Raw genomic sequence first — 26,017 nt, 5'->3', positions numbered from 1 at the left:
AGTTGAAGGACATCAATTATGAGAAAGAAATTAAAAATAGCGGCTTTAATTGGATTGATGGTCGGGGTATCACTGAATACCCGGGCCCAGGAAAAAAGTGTGTACACTTACCGTTTGGCAGGAGTCGGAGCCATAAAACCGATGGGCTGGATAAAAAACCAGATGGACAGGGACCTGCGGCAGGGGTTGATCGGTAGCTTTGACAAGATCAGCAATACCGTGACATACAATCTGTTTGTCAACCAGAACCGGCTTAATGACAGGAAATACGACAACCGGAAGGAATGGTGGAGCGGTGAACATGAAGGCTATTGGAAAGACGCCATTATCCGGATGGCTTACCTCACGGAAAACAGGCAGTATATCGACAGTGCGCAGGCCTGGGTCAATGAGATCATAAACAATACAGATACTTCCGGGTATATCGGCATTTATAAAAAAGGCGATACACCGCATACCCGATACAATTTTACCGGGCCCAACGGGGAGTTATGGACACAGAGCCGGATTATGGTGGCGCTTGCCGCTTATTACGAATTTACGGGTGATAAGCGCGTACTCGACCATTTAAAAAAGGCCGTACAGCTCACCATGGAGAAATACCGCAAAAAAAATCCTTTTGCCACAGGTACGGACGGCGGTACGGGCCATGGCGTAGGGTATTTCGAAATATTGGAATGGTTGTACCGCACCACGGAAAACAAGGCTTACGCGGAGTTCGCAAAAAAACTGTATGCCGATCTCGACCGGGCCGATACGAATATCGAGGACCTTGCACCAAAACGGCTTGAGGCTAAAAAACCTTATTTCTCCAACCACGGGGCACATATCGCCGAGGGGTTTATGGCCCCCTTCTGGCTGAAGGCATTGTATCCTGCACCGGAGTATGAGCAATATGCCCGCAATGCCATGTACAAGTTGAATTATGCCACGACACCCGGCGGGGCCATGCGTGCCGACGAGAATGTACAGGAACGAAAAGGTACGGGGAACGAAGCCTATGAGTATTGCGGTATCACCGAACTGATCAGCCCGTTTAACAGTATGATCAGTTTTTCGGGAGACATGCAGCTGGCCGACCGGACCGAACGCGCAGTTTTCAATGCCGCCCAGGGAGCGCGGTTTGCCGATCTGTCAGCGGTGAGTTACCTGACCAAAGACAACCGCATAGCCATTGACCCTAAGAAAAAACTGGGCCGGTATACGTTTGACAGCAACCACTACGCAGCCTCATGCTGTACGCTCAACTCCGGCAGGCTTATGCCGTATTATGTGCAGGGAATGTGGATGGACAATGCCGATGGATCGGGAGTTACTGCGGTGATGTTCGGCCCGTCATCATATACCACCACAGTAAAAGGAACGGAAGTCACTATTGAAGAACAGACCGCCTATCCGTTTGAAGACAACATCGATTTTGTATTTACCGTTGGGCAGCCCGCATCGTTCACTTTTACGTTCAGGAAGCCGTTCGGTGTTACAGATGTGGATATCAGCGGGGTGGAAGATGCCGAAATAGACACTGCCAACAATACAATTTCAGTGACCAGGGCCTGGAAAACGGGTGATAAGGTCAGGGTACAGTTCAATTTTGATGTTAAGCAAACTGCTGATGTCGATCCGGAAGGGAACCGGCAATATTTCATCCGGCGGGGCCCGCTGCTGTATGCACTTGCCTTTCCCTTTACCAAACGAAAACTGAAGGAACACAACACCAGCGGATTTTACCAGTGGAATGTGACATGTACGGACCAAAACGGCTGGGATTATCAATGGCCGGAAAACCCTTCTTTTGAATTGGTACGGGATAAGGCGAAATCCGATGTAGCATTTCCGTTTGATAAACCGGTTTTAAAGATCAAAACCCAGCTTCGGGACACGAATGGGAACAAAATGGATATGACATTGGTGCCCATGGGCAATACGGTGCTGCGGCGGCTGACTTTTCCAATGGCGCCATAGCATATATGATAAATAGAAAAATCAATCAACAGTAAGACCAAAATTATGAAGAAGTTTATCACCTTTCAAAAGGTATTATGGTGTCTGCTCCTCATTGTGGGAACGGGCACATACGGGGAATTGCAGGCTTCGGTTTTTACCGGGCCCGGAAATGAACAGGAAATAGTTGTCAGCGGTACTGTCCTGGACCCGGAGGGAAAACCGCTGATAGGTACAAGTATCCGGGTCGAGGGGACCAATAACGGTACCCTTACCGATTTTGACGGGAAGTTTACACTTTCCGGGGTAAAAAAAGACGCGGTTCTGATAGTTTCCTATATGGGATATCAAACGCAGGAAATAGCGGTAGAGGGCCGGACGGAAATTACCATTGCAATGAAAGAAGATGCCCAGGCCCTGGACGAAGTGGTTGTAGTGGGGTATGGGACCCAGCGGAAGTCAGATCTTACAGGGTCGGTCTCTTCGGTGACGGCCAGTGATATCGAGAAAGCTCCGGCGGTGACCATAAACCAGGCCCTGCAGGGCCGGGCCGCAGGGGTACATATTACAAGTACTTCCGCCGAACCCGGAGGCGGATCCTCTATCAGGATCAGGGGATCAAATTCCATCTCGGGAAGCAATGAACCACTTATTGTACTTGATGGCTACCCCCTGCCGGAATCGGGAGAAGCAGACGGCGATTCATATACAAAGCAAACTGCAAACCCGCTGTCGTTCCTCAACCCTGATGAAATAGAGTCCGTAGAGGTCCTTAAAGACGCTTCAGCTACCGCCATATACGGGGCCAGGGGAGCCAACGGGGTGATTATGATCACCACTAAGGGAGGTAAAATAGGAAAGACCAGGGTAACTTTTACATCTGAAATGACCATGTCCAGTGTTCCCGATTTTCCCGCGTTGCTGAACGGGCCTGATTTTGGAAGGATAAAGGATGAAGAAAGGGTCTCAAACGGAAATCAGCCCCGATATGACGGTCTCGACGGTCGCCCGCATTGGACAGATCTGCCAACAACAGACTGGATCTCACAAATACTCAGAACAGGAGCCTCCCACCGGTATCAATTGGGGATCTCGGGAGGGACCAAGGCGTCCAGGTATTTTATATCGGCCAATTACACCAAGGTTGAAGGGGTCTTGAAATATACCGATTTCAACAGGGGGAATATCAGGGTAAACCTCAATAATACCCTGAGCGACAAGGTCACCCTTCGCACCAATATAAATTATACGAGGTCAATGAGCAACAGGTCGGAAGAAGGGAGCGGTATAATTACCACGCCCGGAGCCATTTTTAATGCTTATAAGGCAAATCCAGCTGCAATGGGAGGCGAATTGTCTGAAACAGACGATGAAAACCCCGAGTTCCAGAACCCTTTGTCATTATTGAGAGAACAAACGAACGAGACCAGTGATGAAAATCTGTTGATCAATATCCATGCGATTTATGACCTGCTTCCCGGTCTGAAACTAAACCTCAGGGGAGGAGCAAACAACAAGAGTAACAGAAGGGACATATTCTGGCCTACCACTACGGTCCAGGGAGAATTAAATAACGGGATGGCTGTTTTAAGTACATTTCAGTTCAACGATTATCTTGTAGAGGCCTTTGCCAATTACAATAAAGAATTCAGACAGCATCATGTCGATATAGCTGGCGGGTATTCCTGGCAGCAGAAGGTAGCCCGGCGGGTGAATAATCGTGTGCAGGATTTTCCTACGGATAACCTCGGTACCGACGGGCTCCAACTCGGGTTACTGCCTACTGTCTGGTCTACCTCGAAGGTAAAGCGGGAACTCCAGTCCTATTACCTGCGGGCAAATTATAATTATAAGCGCAAGTACTTCCTGACATTATCGGGAAGGGTAGACGGGTCCAGTGTGTTTTCAGAGAATAAAAAATACGGTGTTTTTCCGTCGGCGGCTGTGGCATGGACCGTATCCAATGAGAATTTCATGAAAAACTCGTTCGTGTTTTCCAATCTGAAATTAAGGACCAGTTATGGTTTAACAGGCAGCCAGGCCATACCTCCCTATGGCTCGTTGTCCCAACTGGGGGTTGCCAATTATATTGTCGGGGGAAATGCAGTGTCCGGTGTTGCCCCTTCCGTTTTGGGAAACCCGGACCTGGAATGGGAAAAGACCACGCAGGTCGATGCCGGGATCGATATGGGCCTGTTCAACAACAGGCTGAATATTACCGTGGATGCCTATTACAAAAGAACAGACGACCTGTTGCAGAATTACCAGTTATCTCCTTCGGCGGGATATACTTCAACCATGAAAAATATCGGGTCTCTTGAAAATAAGGGGCTTGAAGTTACCGTTAGCGGAGAGATCGGTAAAAAAGTAGTATGGAACCCGAATTTTAATATCAGCTTTAACAGGTCTGAGATATTGGACCTTGGTGAAGACGGGTCAGATATATATGGCCCGGACCTTGCCCGGAATATAGTGGCTATCCCCGGAAATGTTATGCGGGAAGGGGAACCCTATGGCAGTTTTTATGGTTACAGGGTTACAGGCCTTATCCAGCCGTCAGATTTTGATTATGACGGAAATCCCTCTATCCCCTTGTTCAATAACGACAGAGGCCCCGGTCACTGGAAGTTTGAGGATGTCAACGGAGACGGGGTGGTTACTCCCGACGACCGCGTTATTATCGGAGACCCCAATCCCAAATTTATTTTCGGGTGGAATAATGACATCTCCTATAAGCAATTTTCGCTCAACCTGTTTTTCCAGGGGTCTTATGGTAATGAGATGATCAATGTAGACCGCCTTTTTATCGCATCGGGAAGAATGCTCAATAACCAGTTGCAGGAATGGGGAGAAAAAAGGTGGACCAGTGAAAATCAGCACAACGATTTCAGGTGGCCCGGGGGAGTTGAACAGAGTAATATGCAGCCCAACAGCGCCATTGTGGAAGATGCATCGTTTATCCGCCTGAAAAATGTCTCGTTGCGGTACAGGCTGCAGATGAAGCCCGATGATTTTATCAGGAATGTAGAATTGTATGCCACAGCTCATAATTTATTGACCATAACCAACTATTCCGGCTTTGATCCCGAGGTTGGGGTATTTGGACAAAACAACCTTGCTCCGGGGATCGACTTTGCATCTTATCCCAGGGCAAGGATGTACCAACTCGGTGTTAAAATAGGATTTTAATCAAAAAAAATAAAGAGATGAAGACGATTATAAATAGCCTGATAGTAATGCTTTTACTGGCCGGTTGCACTTCATTGGACGAAGAGGTGTATTCCGACCTGAGCCCGAATAACTTTTATGTATCGGAAGCTGATGCCGATGCGGCGGTCATTGCGATATACAACGGATTGAACAGGCGTCCGTTTCACGACACTTATTTCACATCGCTTACCTTTATGCCGGCCCCCCATTCAGCATCGAGGTTGCCAAATAGGCGGATGTTTGCAAATTATTCTTTTGATGCGTCTAATTTTCAAATCATCGAGCCTTATTGGAGTGCAGTCTACGATATGATAAACAGGGCAAATACGGCGATCGATCGGATTCCTGATATAGACATGGATGAAACCCTGAAGAAGCGATTGATCGCTGAAGCAAAGTGGTTACGGGCTTACAATTACTTTAACCTGGTACGGCTATTTGGCGATGTTCCCTTATACTTAAAGGAGACGACCAGCCTGGAAGATGTCAACCAGCCGAGAGCGCCCATGAGCGAGGTATATGCTGCCATTATTGAAGATCTTAAAGAAGCTGACGAAAACCTCCCGCCAAACAGGACAGATGATAAAAAAGGCAGGGTAACCAGGGGAACCGCCAGATTTTTGCTGGCCAAGGTGTACCTGACGATGGCCGGGGAGCCCATGAATGACGGTTCAGGACTGGAAGAGGCCCGGACATTGCTGGTGAGCCTGTATGAAAACAAAGGGGCTTACGGTTATGACCTGCTGGACAACTATGCCGATATCTTTAAACTGGACAATGAATTGAATGCGGAAATTGTCTTTGCAGTACAGCAAAGCAGGGCAGTAGGCGGCCAGGGAACAGGAATGGCGCATATCTGGGGGCCTCTTCGCTCGCCTTTTGGCGGAACCGGCCAGTATCACGGCGGATGTACACAGGAATTTTATCAGTCTTACGATTCCACAGATGTCAGAAGGGATGTTACCTGGCTGGAGCGCTATACGGCCCGGGGAACGAACCAGGTATTTGTTTTCGGTAGTGGTAACGGGCCTTACGGAGACCCCAGGAACGGTATGGCCCAGGCCAAATACCAGGATCCGGAGATGAATTTTGTTGACGGTGAAACGGATATTATCATCTACCGGTTTTCAGATGTGATACTGATGCTGGCCGAAATAGAAAATGAACTGAATGGTCCGAATGCCACAGCATTTGATTACCTTAATGAGGTCAGGGAAAGAGCACATGCGGGTACTTACGATCAGCAGGCGGCAGCCACCCCGGAGGAATTCAGGGAGCTGATCTACAAAGAACGGTTCTGGGAGTTTTCCTTCGAGTTTCACGAAGTATTTGATATCAGGAGAATGGGCAAATTGAAGGAGGCCATAGAAACAGGCTTTGAAACAAAGTTATTCGGTACTTCATATGATCCTAAATATGAATTATACCCCATTCCCCTGTCAGAGATCCAGACCAACCCGAATATAGCAGGACATCAGAATCCGGGATGGTAGAGGTAAGAAATGAGTATTACACTTCTCATTATTAACCACTAATCTTTATTCGTATGAAAATATATGTATTGATGATGGCATGGTGCGTTTCCGGATTATGTATGCCGGGATATGCCCAGGCCACCGATAAAAAGATAAATAAAGTAGTAACGACATTGGGCGGCCAGGGATATAAAACCACCGAAGGCGGGTTTCTGGACCTGATAGAAGGTAAAGAATACAAGCTGAAGGATGCCACTTCAAATCAGGGTAGTATTGACCTGATATACGTACACGGGGAGGGTACGGGAGCCAATTTTATTTGTCCGTCCTTCTCCGGAGACAAGATATACGGGAAACGATACCGGCAAGGCGTAAAGAAAAAATGGAAAACAAGGAACAGGGGCAGGCTTATTGCCGTGGAGAACAACAAGGCCAACAGGAAAGCGTACCGCGAAATTAAAAAGGAGAGCCATTTGAAAGCATTCTGTAAGGAGGCCGTACAAACAGTGAAGCGTCGCGATAATTATGATCCGCTTCTTGGCCCCGGAGAACGTATCGGCAGGCTTCAGACAGGCGATTATATTGCATTTCAATCCCTGTCCAGGGATATTTATGCGATAGGACGTATAGTAAATATCGAAAAGGGTATTGGAGGCTCAATTACGGTACATTGGAAAATTGCCGGTTAATACCGGGGCATTTTTATAACTTCAAACAGTTTCTTGATCAACCGATATAAACACCAAAAATTATGAAACGAAAAGTCTTGATTACATTTCAATTATTGCTTCTCCTGCTGCTGTCTTTGTCGGCAGGCGGATGTTCTGACGATGATGAGGGTAACGACGCGCTGATTGAAGGCCGGTTTTTCAGATGGGATAATGATGAACTGTCTGCTGATGTTGTATTAAAGTCCGAAGATACGATAACCGTTCCGTTGCGTATCCGTTATGTAGGGTATCAGGTGGCCGAACCACTCACCGCTGTGTTTGAAGCGGTGGAATCGGAATCATCTGCTGTTGAAGGGCAGCATTTCAGTATACAGGGAGATATAACAATTCCGGCAAACAGCAGCCATAGTGAGGAAGCAGAAGTGACACTGTTCCCCAATGCATTTTCCGAAGGGGATAGCTTAAACATAGTGTTGCGGATCACCGGAGCCGGCAGTGCCGTACCAATGGAAGGTTACGATGATTTTGTTATAAGTATCTCAAAAGATCCCGTTCTCCCCGTAACCACAGATCCTGTTCAGGTAAGACTGGAACAACCCGATTCGGAAGAAGGGCTCACCATGCTCGACGTGATTGACGGAGTAGTATACAGTAGGGCGGAAGCTCTGTCGGATCCGGACATACAGGCCCGGATCGATTTCGGTCTTTTAAAGAGCAGTGTGGACGGGTTGGTCATGATACAACCATCTGCTGCTGGGCGCCTCGGGCAGTTTGAGCCCGGTAAAATCATCAATAATCAATGGGAAAACAAGAATGACGGGGTCATGATGAAACTGCCCGAAGACAGCAATAACCCGGATATTTTTGAAGGACTGACCGGAGAAGAAAATATACTTGCCGCATTTGAGGAAGCGGAGAAAAAAATAGGTGACCTCGGGCTAAACAGCAGGAATTATGGACCGGGCAGATTTATTCAGCAGATCGCTCCGGGCGAATTGATCTTCTTCAGGTCACTTAACCGGGATGTCTATATGGTCGCCCTGGTGGAAGATACCTCAGATACCGGCGGCGGAAATGACTATGTGGATCTGAATATAAAACGTATGATTATTACGGCAGAATAGAGTAATTGTTTAAATAAGTAAGGCAGATGAAAGCACAATGGTTATTGATCGTAATCCTGATCTCCGGAATATATACCGTCAACGCCCGGAACAACGGGAAAATAGTCCCGGGGTATCTTCGTTGCGAGTACAAGGTCGACCCATTGGGGATAGACGTTACATCGCCCCGCCTGAGCTGGGAATTACATTCGGATCAGAAAAATCAATACCAGAGTGCCTACCAGGTCATGGTGGCGTCATCGGTTGAAAAGCTGAATAATGATGAGGCCGACTTGTGGGATACCGGTAAAGTACAGTCTGCCCTGACCAATCAGTTGCCGTATTCCGGCCGGGAACTCCTGTCGCGGCAGGAGTGCTATTGGAAAGTCCGCGTATGGAATGCTGACGATGAGGTATCTGCGTGGAGTGAGGCTGCATACTGGTCTATGGGGCTGATTCGGTATGCCGACTGGAAAGGCACATGGATCACCCACCGGGCCGGGGTAAATAACAAGGATAAATACAAGGAGCTTTACCTGCCCCCGGCACGGTATTTCCGGAAATCATTTTCTTTAGATAAAAAGGTAAAGCAGGCCAAAGCCTATTTTACCTCTGCCGGGGTTTTTGAATTGCGCCTCAACGGTGAAAAAGTGGGTAAAGACCATTTTACACCGGGCTGGACGGACTACGACAAGCGGATCTATTATGTAACCTATGATGTCACCGGGCAACTTGTCGACGGGGAAAACGTGGTCGGGGCCATTGCGGCAGACGGGTGGTATGCCGGGTATTTAGGTTTCGCATTATTTATACGCAGTGAAAGGGTGAGGGAATTTTATGGAGTGGACCCGGCAGTTTTCGGGCAGATCGAAGTGGAATATGAAGACGGTACCAAAGAGATCATCGCTACCGACCAGACCTGGCAATCCAACCAGGGCCCCGTCCGGGAGGCGGATATACTGATGGGGGAATCCTATGATGCCAGGATGGAAATGCCGGGCTGGGACAGGCCGGGATATGATGCGAAGGATTGGAGCAAGCCCCGGCCGTCGTTCCCGCCCGATGGAAAACTGGAGGCCTATCCCACAGAACCCGTCCGTCATATCGAAGAGATCCGGCCGGTAAAGATAACGGAGCCAAAAGCGGGAGTGTACATTTTTGACCTGGGTAAGAATTTTGCAGGAGTGGTACGGCTAAAGGTCGAAGGCGAATCCGGTCAGAAGATCACCCTGAGATATGGTGAAATGTTACATGACGACGGTACCCTGATGACGGAAAACCTGCGAAAGGCAAGAGCCACCGATTATTATACGCTAAAAGGTGATGGTGTCGAAGAATGGACCCCGAAATTTACCTATCACGGTTTTCAGTATGTAGAGGTTTCCGGACTGTCCGCAAAGCCCGATAAGGGTATGATCACGGGTATTGTAATGAATTCGCCTACCCCGCAGGCCAGTACATTTCGCGCAGCTAACAACATGAGCAATACGTTGTATAAAAACATACTGACCACCCAGTTCGCCAATTTCTTTGAAGTACCTACGGATTGTCCGCAACGGGATGAACGGCTCGGCTGGACAGGAGATGCACAGATCTATGTGAGGTCCGCAGCTTACAATGCAGATGTGGCCTCGTTCTTTACCAAATGGCTTGCTGACCTGGATGACGCTCAGCGAACATATGGCGCTTATCCGAATTACGCCCCTTTTCCCTATTCGCGTGCCGACCAGTTCTCCCCGGGGTGGATGGACGCCGGGATTATTGTGCCCCATACGTTATATAAAATGTATGGAGATACCCGGGTGATCGAGCGGATGTATGCCGGAATGAAAAAATTCATGACATTTCAACTCGAAGCCAGTAAAGATTATATCCGTCCGCCGGGGGGGATGAATTATGGCGACTGGCTCGCTGTGGGCCAACAGGTATCCGATGGTTTTATCGCAGCAGCCTACTTCGGTTATGATGCGAGGCTGATGTCGGAAATGGCAAAGGCCATAGGAAACGAGGAAGATGCCGATTATTACGCGCAGTTATTCGAACATATCAAAAAGGCTTTTATAAAAAAATATATAACAGAAGACGGTATCATCCGGGATGACGATACAGAGACAGCTTATGCGCTGGCGTTGTGTTTCGACCTGTATCCCGGGCATCTGGCCGCCAAAGGGGCAGCCCGGTTGGCCTCCATGATACGGGCCAATGGAAATGTGTTTTCAACAGGTTTCCTGGGCACCAAACACCTGATGCTGGCATTATCGGCAAACGGTTATTCCGACCTGGCCTATGACCTGTTTATGCAGACGAAATACCCGAGTTGGGGGTATTCCATTGAAAATGGCAGTACCTCTATCTGGGAGCGATGGAACAGCTATACCCGTGAACAGGGGTTTGGAGGCGGAGCAGGCAATAATGCAAAAATGAATTCCTTTAGCCATTACGCTTATGGTGCTGTTGCAGAATGGATGTTCCGGTACGGACTGGGCATAGACACGGAAGGCGTGGGTTTCAGGGATATTATTATCAGGCCGCAGATCAATTCCCGTATGAAAGCCATGCAGGGGAGTTACCGGAGTATAAACGGAAAGATCTCATCGGGCTGGGAAATAAAGGACAATAAGTTACACATGGAGATCGGGATCCCCGTGAATACAAAAGCAAAAGTCTACATCCCTGCTTTCGGAAAGAATAACATCCGTGTAAACGGGCGGTCATTACACAAAGCAGACGATCTTACAATACTGTCCAGGGACTCCGACCATACAGTACTGGAAGTGGGCAGCGGAACATATGTTTTTACCTGTGAGTAAATAATTCATACGATGAGAATGATCACGACATCCAAAATATTGATCCCCCTGGTCATGGCCATGACGATATCCGTAAGTGTCAGGTCACAGGCCGGAGACAAGAACAAACGTCCCAATATTATTTTCATCCTGGCCGATGATATGGGCTGGGCCGATCTGCCGGTCTACGGGAACCGGTTCAATGAGGCGCCGAATCTTACGCGCCTGGCTGAGGAAGGGATACGGTTTACCGAAGCCTATGCGGCGGCACCGGTTTGTTCGCCTGCCCGGGCAAGTATAATGTCTGGACAGTATCCGGCCCGGATTGGAGTAACCGATTTTATCCCCGGCCACTGGCGCCCCCATGAAAAGGTACGGGTGCCGGTAAACCGGACGCAATACCTGCCTCCGCAGGTTTATACGTTTGCAGAAGCCTTACGTGACGCAGGTTATATGACGGGTTATTTTGGAAAATGGCATCTCGGCGACGGGAAGGGGATGGAAAAGATGCACCCGCTTAATCAGGGTTTTGAAGTGGCTAATACCGGTCAGGGATATTACAGGAGCCGTTTTACGCCATCCCGGGAAGAAAGCCCGGAAAAGCGCTTTTCGGAAAGGATTACGGATTTTGGCATTGAATTTATCCGGAAGTACCGCGATAAACCCTTTTTTCTCTTCCTGTCACATTTTGATGTACATGTGCAGCTCAATGCCGACCGGGACCTGATCGATAAGTATCTCCGGAAGGATAAAGTGGAAGGTTATCCTTGTAACGCGGTTTACGCAGCCATGGTAGAGCATGTCGATCGCAGCGTAGGCCGGATCATGGAAAAGCTGGAAAGTGCCCGGCTGAGCGGGCGGACCATAGTGGTCTTTTTCTCGGACAACGGAGGACTGATCAGCCGTTATGATAAAAAACCGCTGGTGGCCAATCCCCGGAGGGAAATATACCGGGATGACCCGCTGCAATATATCGCTTCTTCCAACATGCCTTTAAGGGGAGAAAAGGGAACTGTTCACGAAGGGGGCATCCGGGTGCCCTTGCTGGTGAAATGGCCGGATAAGGTTAAACCCGGAAGCGTTTCGCAAGCCCTGGTAAGCAGCGTGGATTTTTATCCGACCTTTCTGGAACTGGCGGGTGTGGAAATGCCCCGTGAACAAACGATAGACGGGGAATCCGTCTTACCCGCACTTTTGTCCGGCCGGCATGATCCAGGGAGAACACTCTACTGGCATTATCCGGTTTATCATCACGACCTGCCCGCAGGGGCGGTCCGGAAAGGCGACTGGAAACTGATCGAAGACCAGGTTTCAGGATCGGTTTCCCTGTATAACCTAAGGTCGGATATCAGCGAATCGACAGATCTGTCGGCCCTGTATCCCGGAAAAAAGGAGGAGCTGTACAAGCTGTTAAAGCAATGGCAAAAGGATACCGGGGCAGAGCTTCCCCGGCCCAATCCCGATTTCGATAAAGACAAACGGTTTGAATGGGGAACCCATCCGAGCCGGCAATAGAGGTTTGAAACAGTTGCATACCCTTAACACAAGAACTAAAAAAACGATTATGTTAACCTATCATTACAGAACCTTTACCACGCTATTGATGACGATCTTCCTCATCACAGGCCACCAGGCGAAAGCACAAACGGACACCGAACACCCTAACATTATTTTTCTACTCACCGATGACCAACGGTGGGATGCATTGGGGGCAATGGGCAATCCGCTCATTAAAACCCCTCATCTGGACGGATTGGCGGAAAACGGCATCTTATTTACCAATGCTTATGTAACAACATCCATTTGCGCAGTGAGCCGGGCAAGTTTCCTGACCGGGCAATATGCCGCCAGGCATAAGATCAATGGTTTCAGAACGAGCCTTACCCGTAAACAGTTACAGCAAACCTACCCCATGCTGTTAAAAGCATCGGGCTATCAGGTTGGGTTTATCGGCAAATACGGAGTAGGCAATCCGAAAGATCAGCCCGGGGACAGCTATGATTTCTGGGAGTGTACCAATAAACATCAACCCGATTATGAGCTTGTCACGGAAGACGGAACGCAAATCCATCATACCGACAAGATTAAAAATGACCTCCATCATTTCCTGTCAACCTATACGGCGAAGGAACCTTTTTGCCTGTCGGTCAGTTTCAAGGCGCCCCATGTGCAGGATAACGATCCACGGCAGTTTATTACATCCCCTGCATACCGGGAATACTACCGCAATGATACCATACCCAAACCCGAAACGGCAACCTCCGCTTTCTGGAACAAATTTCCCGATTTCTTTCGTTCGGACACCAATATTGCAAGGGAAAGGTGGAAAATACGCTTTGCGAACGACACCATGTATGAAAACAGCGTAAAAAATTATTACAGGTTGATCACTCATGTAGACGATGTGGTGGGAAACCTTATTCGTGACCTGGAGGATAAGGGAATTGCCGATAATACGGTTATTATCTTCATGGGAGATAACGGTTTTTTCCTGGGAGAACACGGACTTGCGGGAAAATGGTACGGTTACGAAGAGTCCATCCGGGTTCCGCTTATCATTTACGATCCCAGGCTAAAAGGGAAAGACAGGGGAGTGACATCCTCAAAGATAGCATTGAACATCGATATTGCCCCGACCATTCTCGGCCTGGCAGGTGTCCCTGCCCCGGGAAATATGCAGGGAGTGGACCTGTACAGCCAGGTTAAGGGAAAAGTGCCGGAAAGACAGGAGTTCTTTTATGAACACCATTACCTGGGCGGCCCCAAGATCCCCGAATCCGAGGGTGTAGTGAGCAGGGAGTTCAAGTACCTGAAGTATACCGAACACGATTATGAAGAATTTTTTGATCTGAGAAAGGACCCCCGTGAAAAAAATAACCTGATACAGGATAAGAAATACCGGAAGCTCATTGATAAGTACAGATCGAAATATAAAGAACTTGTAACTTCAGTTCAATGATTTTCATGTATTTTTTGATGCTAAAGATCCTATTTTACCACAGAGATACACAGAGTTATTACATAGAGTAACACAAAGAAATACATAGAAATTAAGAGCATAACTCAATGAGGATTATATTTCTAATTTTATCAGCAATAATTATCTGTTCGTGCCACGGTCAGCAGTCTGGTCATAAGGCCATTGACCAATCTAAATATTTTAAAAAGGCACGACCCATATGGGCCAAAGGCCGTGAAACCGAGATGAACCTGACCCTGGGGTTCAGGGGCGTTTTTAAAGTGGACAAGGTTGCCAGCCCCGTCTTAAAAATTACCGGGTCTACACTGTATCGCGTGTCTGTTAATGGTAAGTACCTTGGATACGGGCCAGCCCGGGCAAGTCACGGTTATTACAGAATAGATGAGTACGACCTGTCGCCCTACCTGAAAAAAGGCGACAATGTGGTGGCTGTGGAAGTGACAGGATATAATGTCAATTCGTACTATGTGCTGGACCAGCCTTCCTTTTTACAGGCCGAAATAAGCAACGGGGAAAAAGTAATCCTCGCCACCGGTATTGAGGAAAATGTCCCGGGTACCGGGCGAAGCCGGGGTATTGAAGCCGTAGAACTGGACGGAAGAGTACAAAAGGTAAGAAGGTACAGTATGCAACGGCCTTTTATCGAATATTACAGGCTGGAAGAGGATTTTGATCACTGGAAAACGTTACCTGCTTCCCTGGATAAGGTTGAACTGGCTGTTTATCCGGAGAAAAAACTGCTATACAGAAACCTGGAACTGCCCGATTTTAACATAACCCGGCCGAAAGAGGTGATCCATCACGGTACTATCGGATGGGAAAAACCAAAAAAATACCATAAAAAACACCTTGGAAAATTCACGGAGGGTTTTCCCGAAGAGAAACTTACAGTAACCCCAACACTGACCATGCAGGAAATGGTTACGCAAACCCTGGAAAAGTTACATGATGCAGATATCCCGAAGCAACTGGAAGCCAATGAATTTTATACGCTGGATTTCGGGACCAATCTTTCCGGTTTCATCGGCAGCCGGATCGTGTGTACAGAACCTTCCACGATCTATTTTACCTTTGACGAGATACTACTGAACGGCGAGGTAAAACCGAAAGAGCGAATGCCCAACATCAATAATGTCATCGGCTATGAGCTGGAACCGGGAACGTATGACCTGGAATCCTTCGAAGCCTATACGTTCCGTTTTCTGAAGATGACTGTGGTGAAGGGAAGCTGTCAGGTTCAGGATGCTTATATCAGGGAATACGCTTACCCTGAGCATAAAGCTATTGCGTTTAAAAGTAGCGACACGGGGCTCAACAAGATCTTCGAGGCCAGTAAACAGACCTTCAGGCAGAATAGTGTTGACCTGTTTATGGACTGTCCTTCCCGGGAGCGGGCCGGATGGTTGTGCGACAGCCGCTTCATGTCGATCGTGGAAAAGGAGTTCACAGGGAAGGACGATATTGCCTACAATTATTACGAGAACTATGCCCTTTATACCCCATTTGAAAACCTGCCGGAAGGAATGATCCCGATGGTTTATCCGGCAGACAACAGGAATGGGAATTTTATTCCCAACTGGGCACTATGGTTTGTAATACAGGTAAGGGAATATGCCGATCGGGGTGGCGACCCCGAATTGGTACAGCAATTGAAACCCAGGGTCATGGGCATACTGGATTATTTTGCCCGGTTTGAAAATGAGGACGGCCTGCTGGAAAACCTTAAAGGATGGAAGTTTGTCGAATGGTCTGAGGCCAACAAGTTTGTAAATGGTGTAAACTATCCTACAAATGCATTATACAGCAAGGCACTTTTAGCCGCTTCCGAACTTTATGATGAGCCTGAACCGGGAGGCAAAGCAGAAAAGATTATCCGGGCTGTCCGCAAGCAGTCGTTCAACGGGAAATTTTTTGTAGATAATGCTGTTCGGGATAAAGAGGGCAATTTAAGGCCCACCTCCAATATTTCGGAAGTAGGTCAGTATTACGCCTTCTTTTTTGATCTGGCCACTCCGGAATCCTATCCGGAACTATGGGGAAAATTAACAACGGAATTTGGTCCTGACAGGGATGACAAGGCCGTTTATCCCAATGTGTTCAAAGCGAATGCTTTTATCGGTAATTACCTGAGAATGGAAATACTCTATCGTTATGGATTGAGCGATCAGATGCTGAAGGAGATGAAAGGGTATTTCCTCAATATGGCCAACCTTACGGGGACCTTGTGGGAGCATATGGATACCCATGCCAGTTGCAACCATGGTTTTGCTTCCTATTTGGGGCATCTTCTTTATCAGGGGGCACTGGGAATACAGCAAATCGATTATTTAAAGAAGGAGGTTACTTTACGGTTTGACAAAACGTCTTTAAACACTTGTGAAGGAGCTATTCCTGTCGGGAATGAGAGAATTTACCTGCGGTGGGAAAAGTCGGGGAACCGGTTGAATTATTCGTTGGAACTACCCGAAGAATACACCGTAAAGGTCCGGAACCCGGGAAGATTCGAAATTGCCGAACTGGAATAGAACACACAGATATACATCATATCTATTACAACTAACTTTTTACAAAAACACTAAATCATGAATATCGCACCACCTTTAACAGATATCTATGTAGATGACAATTCCAGGATCCCCAAGTATATGCAGATCGCAGATTCGATCATAGGGAGCATTGCACGGGGCAATCTCAAAATAGGACAGAAAATACCATCCATAAATGAAGTATGTCACGAATATTTCCTGTCCAGGGATACTGTTGAGAAGGCCTATAATCTTCTCAAGGAGAAAAAGATCATCATTTCCGTACCGGGAAAGGGGTATTACACGACCAGGACCGACCTTATTTCCAGGATCAACATTCTCTTTATGATCAATAAACCGAGTTCTTATAAAATGCAGATATACGATTCGTTTGTAGAACGTATAGGTGTGAATGCCCATGTAAACCTCTCGGTCTATCACTGTGAGGAGTATCTTTTTGTTAAGACACTGGAAAAAAACATGGGAATGTACGACTACTACGTGATCATGCCCCATTTCCGGGATGAAGAACTCACGTATATCGGCCAGACGGATGAAGTGCTGGAGGCGATAGAAAAAATACCGAAGAACAGGTTGCTCCTGCTGGATAATGGCAAACCGGAAATTTCAGGAAGCTATGCCTCAGTGTACCAGGATTTTGAAAATGACATTCAGCAGGCACTGACCGAAGGGTTGGAAAAATTGAGTGCTTACGACAAACTCGTACTGGTATACCCCCGGAAGTCGGTGCATCCCTACCCGCTGAGAATATTACACGGGTTCCGGAAATTCTGTTTAATGCATTCCTTTGATTTCGAGGTCCTCGACGAAGTTTATGGCGATATGGAACTGCAACCCCGTGATGTATACATTACCATAGAAGAAAATGACCTGGTGAAGCTGGTAAAACAGGCGAGGACACAAAACCTGCTTCCGGGTAAGGATATCGGTATTATCTCGTATAACGACACCCCGCTCAAGGAATTGCTGGGTATCACGGTTATAAGTACCGATTTCAGGGTTATGGGAGAAACTGCGGCCAATATGCTCCTGAACAACAGGAAAGATAAAATTAAAAATGTGTTTCGTTTCCTCGACAGGAATTCAGTTTAGTTTTTGACTTCTTTCCGTAATATTTTCCCGGGTAGAGAAAGTATTTTCTTGTCTATCCTGTCTAAATCAAACATAATGCAAAAATTACACAAGCAGAGGAATCTATTCTGAAGTGAAGTCAAACAAGTCTTTGACCGGGATTTTCAAACCTTTGGAAATACGGTGTACAATTTCAAGGGAAGTATTGATTGCCCCCCGTTCTACTCTACCTAATTGAGATTCATCTATCCCTGACTTAAAAGCCAGTTCTTCTATTGTTAATCCACGGGATTCCCTTAGGAATCTAAGGTTCTCTCCAAATGCTTTTACAAATGATTTATTTCCCACATCTGCAATTTCAGGCAGATTTTTGTTAAACAACAGGGCAGACCATCCTTGTTTTTATTATATTAGTCCTCGCGCTGCCTACTTATAAAATGTAATTATATGTATGGCGAATACTATCCCGAAATCATTGCCGAATTGGCACGACTTTACAAAACAGGCACCAAGGTTATCGTGTTATGTTTAAATAATAAAGAAATGTTTCCCTGTTTTTATTTCGAGTTAAAACTCGAATACAATTATTTAGAGCGGAAACTGAAAAAAAAATAGGCCGATACGGATATCCGTAAAATCAGCCGGATGAACCTGTATATATTTGTCTTATGTTTAAAAATGAATATATAGAAGATAATACATCAGACCTGGCCCGGGAAGAATGGAAACAACAATTTATTCTAAAATTCCTTTGGGGGTTGGTCATTGCTGCCTTAATTGGGATTATACTGTTTATTTTGTTTATCTAAACTTACAATCACATGGCAAAACAGGAATTAGACGTTCAATTGATGAGCCTGGCCGATTTACGTGTACTCGCTGAAATTTCCGGGAATCTGGCAGAATATTTCAAAAAGGTGGGGTTAAAGGAAAAAGCAGATAGATGGGAATACAATAGATCCATTTGTATTAATGCCCTCGAGTATCGGGCGGATTGCTATTTTAAGGAGTAGGGGATTTCATTTTTTAATAAAGCCTATGACAAAGCAACAATACCCGTCCGATTTTCAATATACTTAACAGCTATTTTATTGTTTTCTGCGAAAATCTGCAGGCTATTTTCAAGTATGACCATTGATTGGTACACTTTTTTACTCCCAACCCGCACAATACCAGTAAAATGAGGGTTTTTGTTACCTGCTGGGGCACGAGTTAAATTTTCAGATTCTGATATTTTCCTACTGGATTAAGAATAAAGTTGTAACTTTCTTCTCACCCGTTTGTGATTGCTTTTGATCCGTACAGGCAACAGGAAGTCGGAAGCAATCCCTGAAGTTTCATGCCGTTATGGAGTAAAATATTTTTGTAAAATTTAAAATGCTCGTATATTTATTTTTTTAATCGATTAACATGAAGAAAAAAGTATCCCTGAAAGATATCGCGAAAAAAGTAGGGGTCTCCACGGCCACGGTATCCTATGTATTGTCAAAGGGCGAAGAGAGCCGGGTAAGCCTCAAGGTGGCGGAAAAGGTGAAAAAAGCGGCCAGGGAGCTGAATTACCGGCCCAACCAGATCGCAAAAAGCCTGAAAAGCGGCAAGACCTTTACCATAGGATTGATCGTCGCGGATATTTCCAACCCGTTTTTCGCTCATATCGCGCGTATTGTTGAGGATGAGGCCAAGAAACTCGATTACACGGTGCTTTTCGGAAGCTGTGACGAAAAGGCAGATAAGTCCTGGGACCTGGTCCAGTTTCTGAGCAACCGGCAGGTGGACGGTTTTATAATAGCCGCGGCAGAGGGTTCCGAAAAACAGATCGAGTATTTAAAAACCAATAATATCCCCTTTGTCCTGATCGACCGCTATTTCCCGGAAATAGAATCCAATTACGTTGTCATCAATAATTACAAGGCTGCTTACAAGGCCACCAGGAGGCTGATCCAGACAGGCAATTCCCGGATCGGGATCATCGCTTATGCCAGTTCGCTCCATCATATGAGAGAACGTATAAGAGGGTATAAAAATGCCATGGAAGACGGTAACCTGGAAATTAAGGAAGACTGGGTCAATGAGATCAGGTTTTCCAATATAAAACAGGAAGTTAAACTGGCCATAGACAATATGTTACTGAGCAAAAACAAGGTGGATGCCATTTTATTTGCAACCAATACCCTGGCTGTGTATGGCCTGAAGTATATCGATGAACTCAATTATAAGATACCGGAAGATATCGCCATCATCAGCTTTGACGAAGGAGAAGCCTTTGATTTTTATTATTGCCCCCTGACCTATGTCAAACAACCGCTTAAAGGTTTTGGAGAAAATGCGGTTAAAATCCTGACAGACCAGATCTCCGATCCTGCATTAAAGAAAGAACAGGTCTGCCTGGAGGCCGAGCTCATAATTCGCAAATCCTGTAAAAGAGGGTAGAAATATTGCCGATTATTTAATTTTATCCTGAAATTTCGTGACATTTATATGTTAAAATGTAAAAAACTGAACTTTTCGTTTTTTAGTTTAATCGTTTAAATGTATATTTGGCTTTTAGTTTAATCGATTAAATTCATCTTCCATGAAAAAGTATTGCTTATTTTTTGTGTTTTCTACAATCTGTATTTTGTTTTCCCACGCTCAGGAAAAAGATTTTAATGGCCTGGATATGAGCCTCGGAAATATTTTTCGTGTTTCCAAAGCAGAGACAAGGTCCATAAGTCCCGAAAATTTTACAGGTGAACCCGGCAAGGGAGGGATGGCAGAACCGGGAAACGGAACAGGAAGCCATGCAGCCCGGGAACTGGGCAAAGGCTGGAAAGTAAGCCCTTCGGTTAAAATAGAACCCGGCGAGACTTTTACCCTGGCCGAGATCACCGATGAAGGTGTTATTCAGCACATATGGATGACCCCAACAGGCAATTGGCGGTTTTCCATTCTCCGGATGTACTGGGACGATGAAAAAGAACCTTCCGTAGAAGTTCCCGTAGGAGATTTTTTCGGAATGGGATGGGGAGAATATGCCCCGCTCAATTCGTTGCCCGTAACCGTGAACCCCGGCAGTGCCTTTAACTCCTTCTGGCCGATGCCTTTCAGAAAGAAGTGTAAGATCACTATGGAAAACATAGGTGCAGAGGAGATGTACCTCTATTACCAGATCGATTACTCCCTGACAGAAGTTCCCGGGGACGCCGCGTACTTTCACGCGCAATTCCGGAGGAGTAATCCCACCAAAGGAGCCATCCATACCCTGGTAGACGGTATAAAAGGACAAGGCCATTATGTGGGCACCTACATGGCGTGGCAGGTAAACAACCGAGGATGGTGGGGCGAAGGCGAGATCAAATTCTATATGGACGGGGACAGGAAATACCCGACCATAGCAGGAACGGGGACCGAAGACTATTTTCTGGGCTCCTATAATTTCGAGAACAAGAAAACGCACCAATACGAACGCTACTCAACGGCTTATGCGGGACTGCACCAGATCATCCGCCCGGACGGACTGTATAATTCACAACAACGGTTCGGCCTGTACCGGTGGCATATACAGGACCCCATCCGTTTCGATAAGGAATTGAAGATTACCATTCAGGACCTCGGCTGGAGGAGTGACCATCGCTACCTGCAGCAAAAGTCTGATATAAGTTCCGTGGTATACTGGTATCAACTGGAACCCCATGCCTCCTTTCCGCCCCTTCCTTCAAAAAATGACCTGGAAGTCAATTAACAAATAAAAAATAGACGGATGAAATATTCAGCTATGATTACTACGGTGATGGCCTGTTGTATGATGATAGCCTGTATCCATAGGACCGGAAAGGATAAAAAAGAAATGAAAGCACAGACATATGAGCAGGGGAGCTACGGCTATGACCTGAATTTTCTTAAAGAAAAAGACAAAGGACTGATCGTGTTAAAGCAGGACAGCAGCCAGGTCATCGTTTCTCCCAAATACCAGGGAAAAGTCTTTACATCATCTGCGGCCGGCCCCGGCGGTAAAAGTTTCGGATGGGTCAATTATGAGGCCTTTGAGGGTGAGGAGGACCCGCATATGAACGCTTACGGAGGTGAAAACCGGTTTTGGCTGGGGCCCGAAGGGAGTAAATTCTCCCTCTTTTTTAACCCCGGTTCCCCCATGGTCTTTGACCATTGGAAAACACCGCCGGCAATAGATACAGAGCCCTGGGAAGTAGTGAACAGCAACAGTTCCGGAGTAAGGATGAAGAAGGAGATGTCCATCGTCAATTACGCGGGAACAAACCTTCGGATAAAGGCTGAGCGGGAGGTCCGGATCCTCGGTAAAGAGAAGATGGAAAAACTGCTCAATGTAAACCTGGGGAATATACAGAGCGTCGGGTTTACGACCGATAATGCCATTATCAATACCGGCGATAGGGCATGGACAAAAGAAACCGGAGCGCCTTGTATCTGGATACTGGATATGTTCACCCCGTCCGACGAAACGGTCATTATTATTCCATACCGGGAAGATACCGCGGTTGCTGAGCATAGCCGAAGTAGGGGCAAAGTGGCGACCACCGATTATTTCGGGGAGATCCCGAAGGACAGGATCAGTTATGCCAATGGCCATTTGTTCTTTAGGGCCGATGGTAAATCGAGGGGAAAACTGGGTATTCCCCCAAACCGGGCAAAAACAATAGCGGGGAGTTACGACCAGTTGAACAAGGTGCTTACGATCACGCTTTTCGAAGTCGATAATAATGCTGTCTATTTGAACCAGGAGTGGACGCCGGACAAGGATCCCCTCTCAGGAGATGCCATCAACGCCTATAACGACGGGCCCTTGGAAGACGGTTCCCAGATGGGGCCTTTCTACGAAATAGAAAGCGTATCGCCTGCCGCTTTTCTGCAACCGCAGGAAAAATTGACACACCGGCACAGTGTTTTTCACCTGACCGGGGAGGAAGCCCGGCTGAACAAAATTGCCCGGGCTGTTTTAGGCGTAGAACTGGAAACTGTAAAAAACACCTTCAACACGAAAAAAACGAAATAAAAACCTGAAGAAGTAAAAAATATGCAAAAAATTGACTCATATCCCAGGATCGGGATCAGGCCCGTCATTGACGGAAGGCTTGGAGGGATCCGGGAATCGCTCGAAGAAAAGACCATGGCCATGGCCAGAACCGTTGCCAAATTGTTTAAGACCGAGTTGAAATATCCCGACGGAAAACCAGTAGAATGTGTAATAGCCGATTCCTGTATCGGGGGCATAAAAGAAGCTGTGGACTGTGATAAAAAATTCAAGGCGGAAAATGTCGGGGTTTCCCTTTCCGTGACTCCCTGTTGGGCCTATGGTACGGAAACCATGGATTTTGATCCGCACATCCCGAAGGCCATCTGGGGGTTTAACGGTACGGAAAGGCCCGGAGGGGTTTACCTGGCTGCCACCCTGGCAGCCCACAACCAAAAGGGATTGCCGGCTTTTGGTATTTACGGCCGGGATGTACAGGATCTGAATGACGACGGGATCGCAAAAGATGTAAAGGAAAAACTGCTGTGCTTTGCAAGGGCAGGAATGGCTGTGGCACTGATGAAAGGAAAATCATACCTGGCCATAGGCAGTGTTTCCATGGGGATCGCCGGTTCTGCGGTCGATCCGGATTTCTTTCAGGATTTTCTGGGGATGCGGAACGAATATGTCGATTCCAGCGAAGTCCTGAGAAGGATAGAACAAGGGATATATGACCATGAAGAATACGAAAAGGCCCTGGCCTGGACGAAAAAAAACTGTGCAGAAGGAGAGGACTTTAACAAGGAAGAAAAACAACGTTCCAGGGAACAAAAGGACAAGGATTGGGAATTTGTAGTGAAAATGACCCTGATCATACGCGATCTTATGGAAGGTAACCCGAAACTCCGGGAAATGGGATTCGGGGAAGAATCCATGGGCCATGAAGCCATAGTCTCCGGGTTTCAAGGGCAGCGGCAATGGACGGATTTCCTGCCCAACGGCGATTTTGCCGAGGCCATTCTCAATTCCTCTTTCGACTGGAACGGGAAAAGGCCCCCCTATATGGTGGCCACCGAAAATGATGCATTGAACGGGGTGTCCATGCTGTTCAATTACCTGTTGACCAACAGGGCCCAGATCTTTGCCGATGTCAGGACCTATTGGAGCCCCGAAGCTGTGGAAAGAGTAAGCGGGTGGAAACCCGAAGGCATGGCGGAGAACGGCTTTATACACCTTATAAACTCCGGTTCGGCAACTTTGGACGGGACGGGGCGCCAGGTAAAGGATGGCCAGCCGGCCATGAAACCCTATTGGGAAATTTCGGAAGAAGAAGTGCAGGAATGCCTGGACGCTACAACATGGTATCCCGCCAGCCTGGGCTATTTCCGCGGTGGCGGATATTCATCCGGTTTCCTCACCAAAGGAGGGATGCAGGTAACCATGTGCAGGGTTAACCTGGTCAAAGGCATCGGCCCCACACTTCAGATCGCCGAAGGATGGACGATCGACCTGCCGCAGAAGGTCCATAAGATCCTGGACGAAAGAACAGACCGCACCTGGCCCACTACCTGGTTTGTTCCGCGGTTAACAGAAGATAACGCCTTTGCAGATGTGTATTCCGTGATGAATAACTGGGGGTCCAATCACGGGGCCATTTCCTGCGGGCATATCGGTCAGGAGCTGATCGCACTGGCCGCCGTATTGAGGATACCCGTATCTATGCACAATGTCGATCCCGGAAGGATCTTCAGGCCCAGTACATGGAACTCCTTCGGAATGGACAGGGAGGGAAGCGACTTCCGTGCCTGCAACACCTATGGCCCCCTTTATAAATAATGTAATTGCTGAACGATGATATGCAGGTTTAATCCATACACCACAGTCAAAACCGATCTCTATGAAACGTAAAGCACAAAAAGTTTCCCTGATAAGACCGGGAAATACCTGGCCGTTTATACTGGTTACCAGCCTTTTTTTCCTGTGGGGGCTGGCCAATAATATGACAGATACCCTGCTGGCCGCCTTTAAACGGATTATGAGTATGTCGGACTTTCAGACGTCATGGATACAGCTCGCATTCTACGGGTCTTATTTTTTGCTGGCCCTTCCGGCCGCGATCCTTATAAAAAGATTTACGTATAAAACCGGCGTGCTGGTCGGCCTGGGTTTTTTTATCATCGGGGCACTGCTTTTTTACCCTGCGAGCATTACCATGGTATACGGCCACTTTCTGGCTGCATTATTTATCCTGGCAGGAGGGCTGTCCATCCTGGAAACCGCGGCCAACCCCTATATCATTGCCATGGGCCCCGAAGAGACCGGGACCCGGAGGCTGAACTGGGCACAATCCTTTAATCCCATAGGGTCGATTTCCGGGGTGGTGTTGAGCAAGGTCTTTATCCTCTCACACCTGAATTTGTCCGATGCCGGGGAGCGGGCGGGGATGACCGCCGAAGAATTACAGGTGATCCAATCCGAAGAACTTACCTCCGTGATGGGGACTTATGTGGGGGTTGCCTGTTTTTTAATATTGATATGGCTGCTCGTAAAATACACAAAAATGCCGAAAGCCTCCGATGAAGGGAGCAAAGTACATTTGATACCCAGTCTCAGGCGATTGGCAAAGAACCCCAATTACTGCTGGTCCGTGATCGCCCAGTTTTTTTATATGGGAGCCCAGATCGGCGTGTGGTCATATACCATCAGGTATGTGATGCAGGAGTTGAACCTCAGTGAAGACAATGCCGCAACCTATTACCTAGCTTCCCTGATCCTGTTTTCGGTGTCCCGCTTTATATTCACAGGGCTGATGAAGTTCTTTAGCCCCAGGAATTTATTGATGTTAAGTGCCATTGGAGGCGGAGTATGTACACTGCTGGTGATCTATGGCAGCGGATATGGGGGAGTCATCGCCCTGGTAGCTATTTCCGGGTTTATGTCGCTGATGTTCCCCACCATATACGGTTTGGGAATGAGAGGGCTGGGCCAGGATACCAAGATCGGGGGATCAGGGTTGATCATGGCCATACTGGGAGGAGCTGTCCTGACTGCCTTACAGGGACAGGTTTCCGATACCACCCAAAGTATTAAGTTGTCGTTTTACATTCCCCTGCTCTGTTTTGGCGTAGTGGCGGTTTATGCGGTCCTGCAGCGAAAAATGCAGCCCAACAGACAGACGGTGAATCCGTTGGCGGCAGAAAGTTTATGAAGTATGATGTAAGACCGCAGAACATAAGACATAGGACTTTAAAAGGTGAATGGAGTT

Annotated in this window: 17 protein-coding genes; 16 read left to right on the top strand and 1 reads right to left on the bottom strand. The window is 47.2% G+C overall.

Annotated features, from left to right (window positions below):
- Positions 1 to 18: 18 nt before the first annotated feature.
- The 10 genes from KN811_RS17980 to KN811_RS17935 all read left to right on the top strand — a co-directional run bounded on the left by KN811_RS17980 (position 19) and on the right by KN811_RS17935 (position 17,807).
- Complete coding sequence (locus tag KN811_RS17980) at positions 19 to 1,962, top strand: beta-L-arabinofuranosidase domain-containing protein (protein ID WP_187964889.1); 1,944 nt, start codon at positions 19 to 21, stop codon at positions 1,960 to 1,962.
- A gap of 45 nt (positions 1,963 to 2,007) precedes the next feature.
- A complete protein-coding gene (locus KN811_RS17975; RefSeq protein WP_187964888.1) occupies positions 2,008 to 5,130 on the top strand; it encodes a SusC/RagA family TonB-linked outer membrane protein in 3,123 nt (1,040 codons plus the stop codon).
- 17 nt (positions 5,131 to 5,147) lie between these two features.
- Positions 5,148 to 6,644 (top strand): RagB/SusD family nutrient uptake outer membrane protein, encoded by a 1,497-nt coding sequence (locus KN811_RS17970; protein ID WP_187964887.1) that lies wholly within the window; start codon positions 5,148 to 5,150, stop codon positions 6,642 to 6,644.
- Positions 6,645 to 6,697: 53 nt separating this feature from the next.
- Positions 6,698 to 7,315 carry a hypothetical protein gene (locus KN811_RS17965; protein ID WP_187964886.1) on the top strand — a complete coding sequence of 206 codons (618 nt, stop codon included), beginning with the start codon at positions 6,698 to 6,700 and terminating at the stop codon, positions 7,313 to 7,315.
- 62 nt (positions 7,316 to 7,377) lie between these two features.
- A complete protein-coding gene (locus KN811_RS17960; protein ID WP_187964885.1) occupies positions 7,378 to 8,421 on the top strand; it encodes a DUF4843 domain-containing protein in 1,044 nt (347 codons plus the stop codon).
- Positions 8,422 to 8,447: 26 nt separating this feature from the next.
- Positions 8,448 to 11,210 (top strand): alpha-L-rhamnosidase, encoded by a 2,763-nt coding sequence (locus KN811_RS17955; RefSeq protein ID WP_187964884.1) that lies wholly within the window; start codon positions 8,448 to 8,450, stop codon positions 11,208 to 11,210.
- Between the two features lie 12 nt (positions 11,211 to 11,222).
- Positions 11,223 to 12,704, top strand: coding sequence for a sulfatase (locus KN811_RS17950; protein WP_216334933.1), 1,482 nt, complete (start codon positions 11,223 to 11,225; stop codon positions 12,702 to 12,704).
- 49 nt (positions 12,705 to 12,753) lie between these two features.
- Complete coding sequence (locus KN811_RS17945; RefSeq protein ID WP_187964883.1) at positions 12,754 to 14,148, top strand: sulfatase family protein; 1,395 nt, start codon at positions 12,754 to 12,756, stop codon at positions 14,146 to 14,148.
- Positions 14,149 to 14,393: 245 nt separating this feature from the next.
- On the top strand, positions 14,394 to 16,694 hold the full coding sequence (locus tag KN811_RS17940; RefSeq protein ID WP_216334932.1) for an alpha-L-rhamnosidase-related protein: 2,301 nt from the start codon (positions 14,394 to 14,396) through the stop codon (positions 16,692 to 16,694).
- 57 nt (positions 16,695 to 16,751) lie between these two features.
- Positions 16,752 to 17,807: a GntR family transcriptional regulator gene (locus tag KN811_RS17935; protein ID WP_187964881.1), complete on the top strand. Its 1,056-nt coding sequence runs from the start codon at positions 16,752 to 16,754 to the stop codon at positions 17,805 to 17,807.
- 102 nt (positions 17,808 to 17,909) lie between these two features.
- Here KN811_RS17935 and KN811_RS17930 read toward each other — a convergent pair whose 3' ends face one another.
- A complete protein-coding gene (locus tag KN811_RS17930; RefSeq protein ID WP_187964880.1) occupies positions 17,910 to 18,134 on the bottom strand; it encodes a helix-turn-helix domain-containing protein in 225 nt (74 codons plus the stop codon).
- Between the two features lie 473 nt (positions 18,135 to 18,607).
- Between KN811_RS17930 and KN811_RS17925 the strand changes: the two genes are divergently transcribed.
- The 6 genes from KN811_RS17925 (at position 18,608) to fucP (ending at position 25,960) form a co-directional block, all read left to right on the top strand.
- The gene (locus KN811_RS17925; protein WP_187964879.1) at positions 18,608 to 18,799 is read left to right on the top strand and encodes a hypothetical protein; all 192 of its coding nucleotides are present in this window, start codon (positions 18,608 to 18,610) and stop codon (positions 18,797 to 18,799) included.
- 397 nt (positions 18,800 to 19,196) lie between these two features.
- The gene (locus tag KN811_RS17920; RefSeq protein WP_187964878.1) at positions 19,197 to 20,216 is read left to right on the top strand and encodes a LacI family DNA-binding transcriptional regulator; all 1,020 of its coding nucleotides are present in this window, start codon (positions 19,197 to 19,199) and stop codon (positions 20,214 to 20,216) included.
- Between the two features lie 142 nt (positions 20,217 to 20,358).
- On the top strand, positions 20,359 to 21,507 hold the full coding sequence (locus KN811_RS17915; RefSeq protein ID WP_187964877.1) for a glycoside hydrolase family 172 protein: 1,149 nt from the start codon (positions 20,359 to 20,361) through the stop codon (positions 21,505 to 21,507).
- Between the two features lie 18 nt (positions 21,508 to 21,525).
- Positions 21,526 to 22,794, top strand: a complete 1,269-nt coding sequence (locus KN811_RS17910) for a DUF6786 family protein (protein WP_187964876.1) — start codon at positions 21,526 to 21,528, stop codon at positions 22,792 to 22,794.
- 21 nt (positions 22,795 to 22,815) lie between these two features.
- The gene (locus tag KN811_RS17905; RefSeq protein ID WP_216334931.1) at positions 22,816 to 24,588 is read left to right on the top strand and encodes an L-fucose isomerase; all 1,773 of its coding nucleotides are present in this window, start codon (positions 22,816 to 22,818) and stop codon (positions 24,586 to 24,588) included.
- 61 nt (positions 24,589 to 24,649) lie between these two features.
- The gene (gene fucP / locus KN811_RS17900) at positions 24,650 to 25,960 is read left to right on the top strand and encodes an L-fucose:H+ symporter permease (protein ID WP_187964875.1); all 1,311 of its coding nucleotides are present in this window, start codon (positions 24,650 to 24,652) and stop codon (positions 25,958 to 25,960) included.
- The last annotated feature ends 57 nt before the right edge of the window (positions 25,961 to 26,017 follow it).

It is taken from the genome of Sinomicrobium weinanense (assembly GCF_018863395.1).
In the GTDB taxonomy this organism is placed as follows: Bacteria; Bacteroidota; Bacteroidia; order Flavobacteriales; family Flavobacteriaceae; genus Sinomicrobium; species Sinomicrobium weinanense.
Note: the sequence above shows the minus strand (reverse complement) of the source record. Positions and strands in the feature narration are given on the sequence as shown.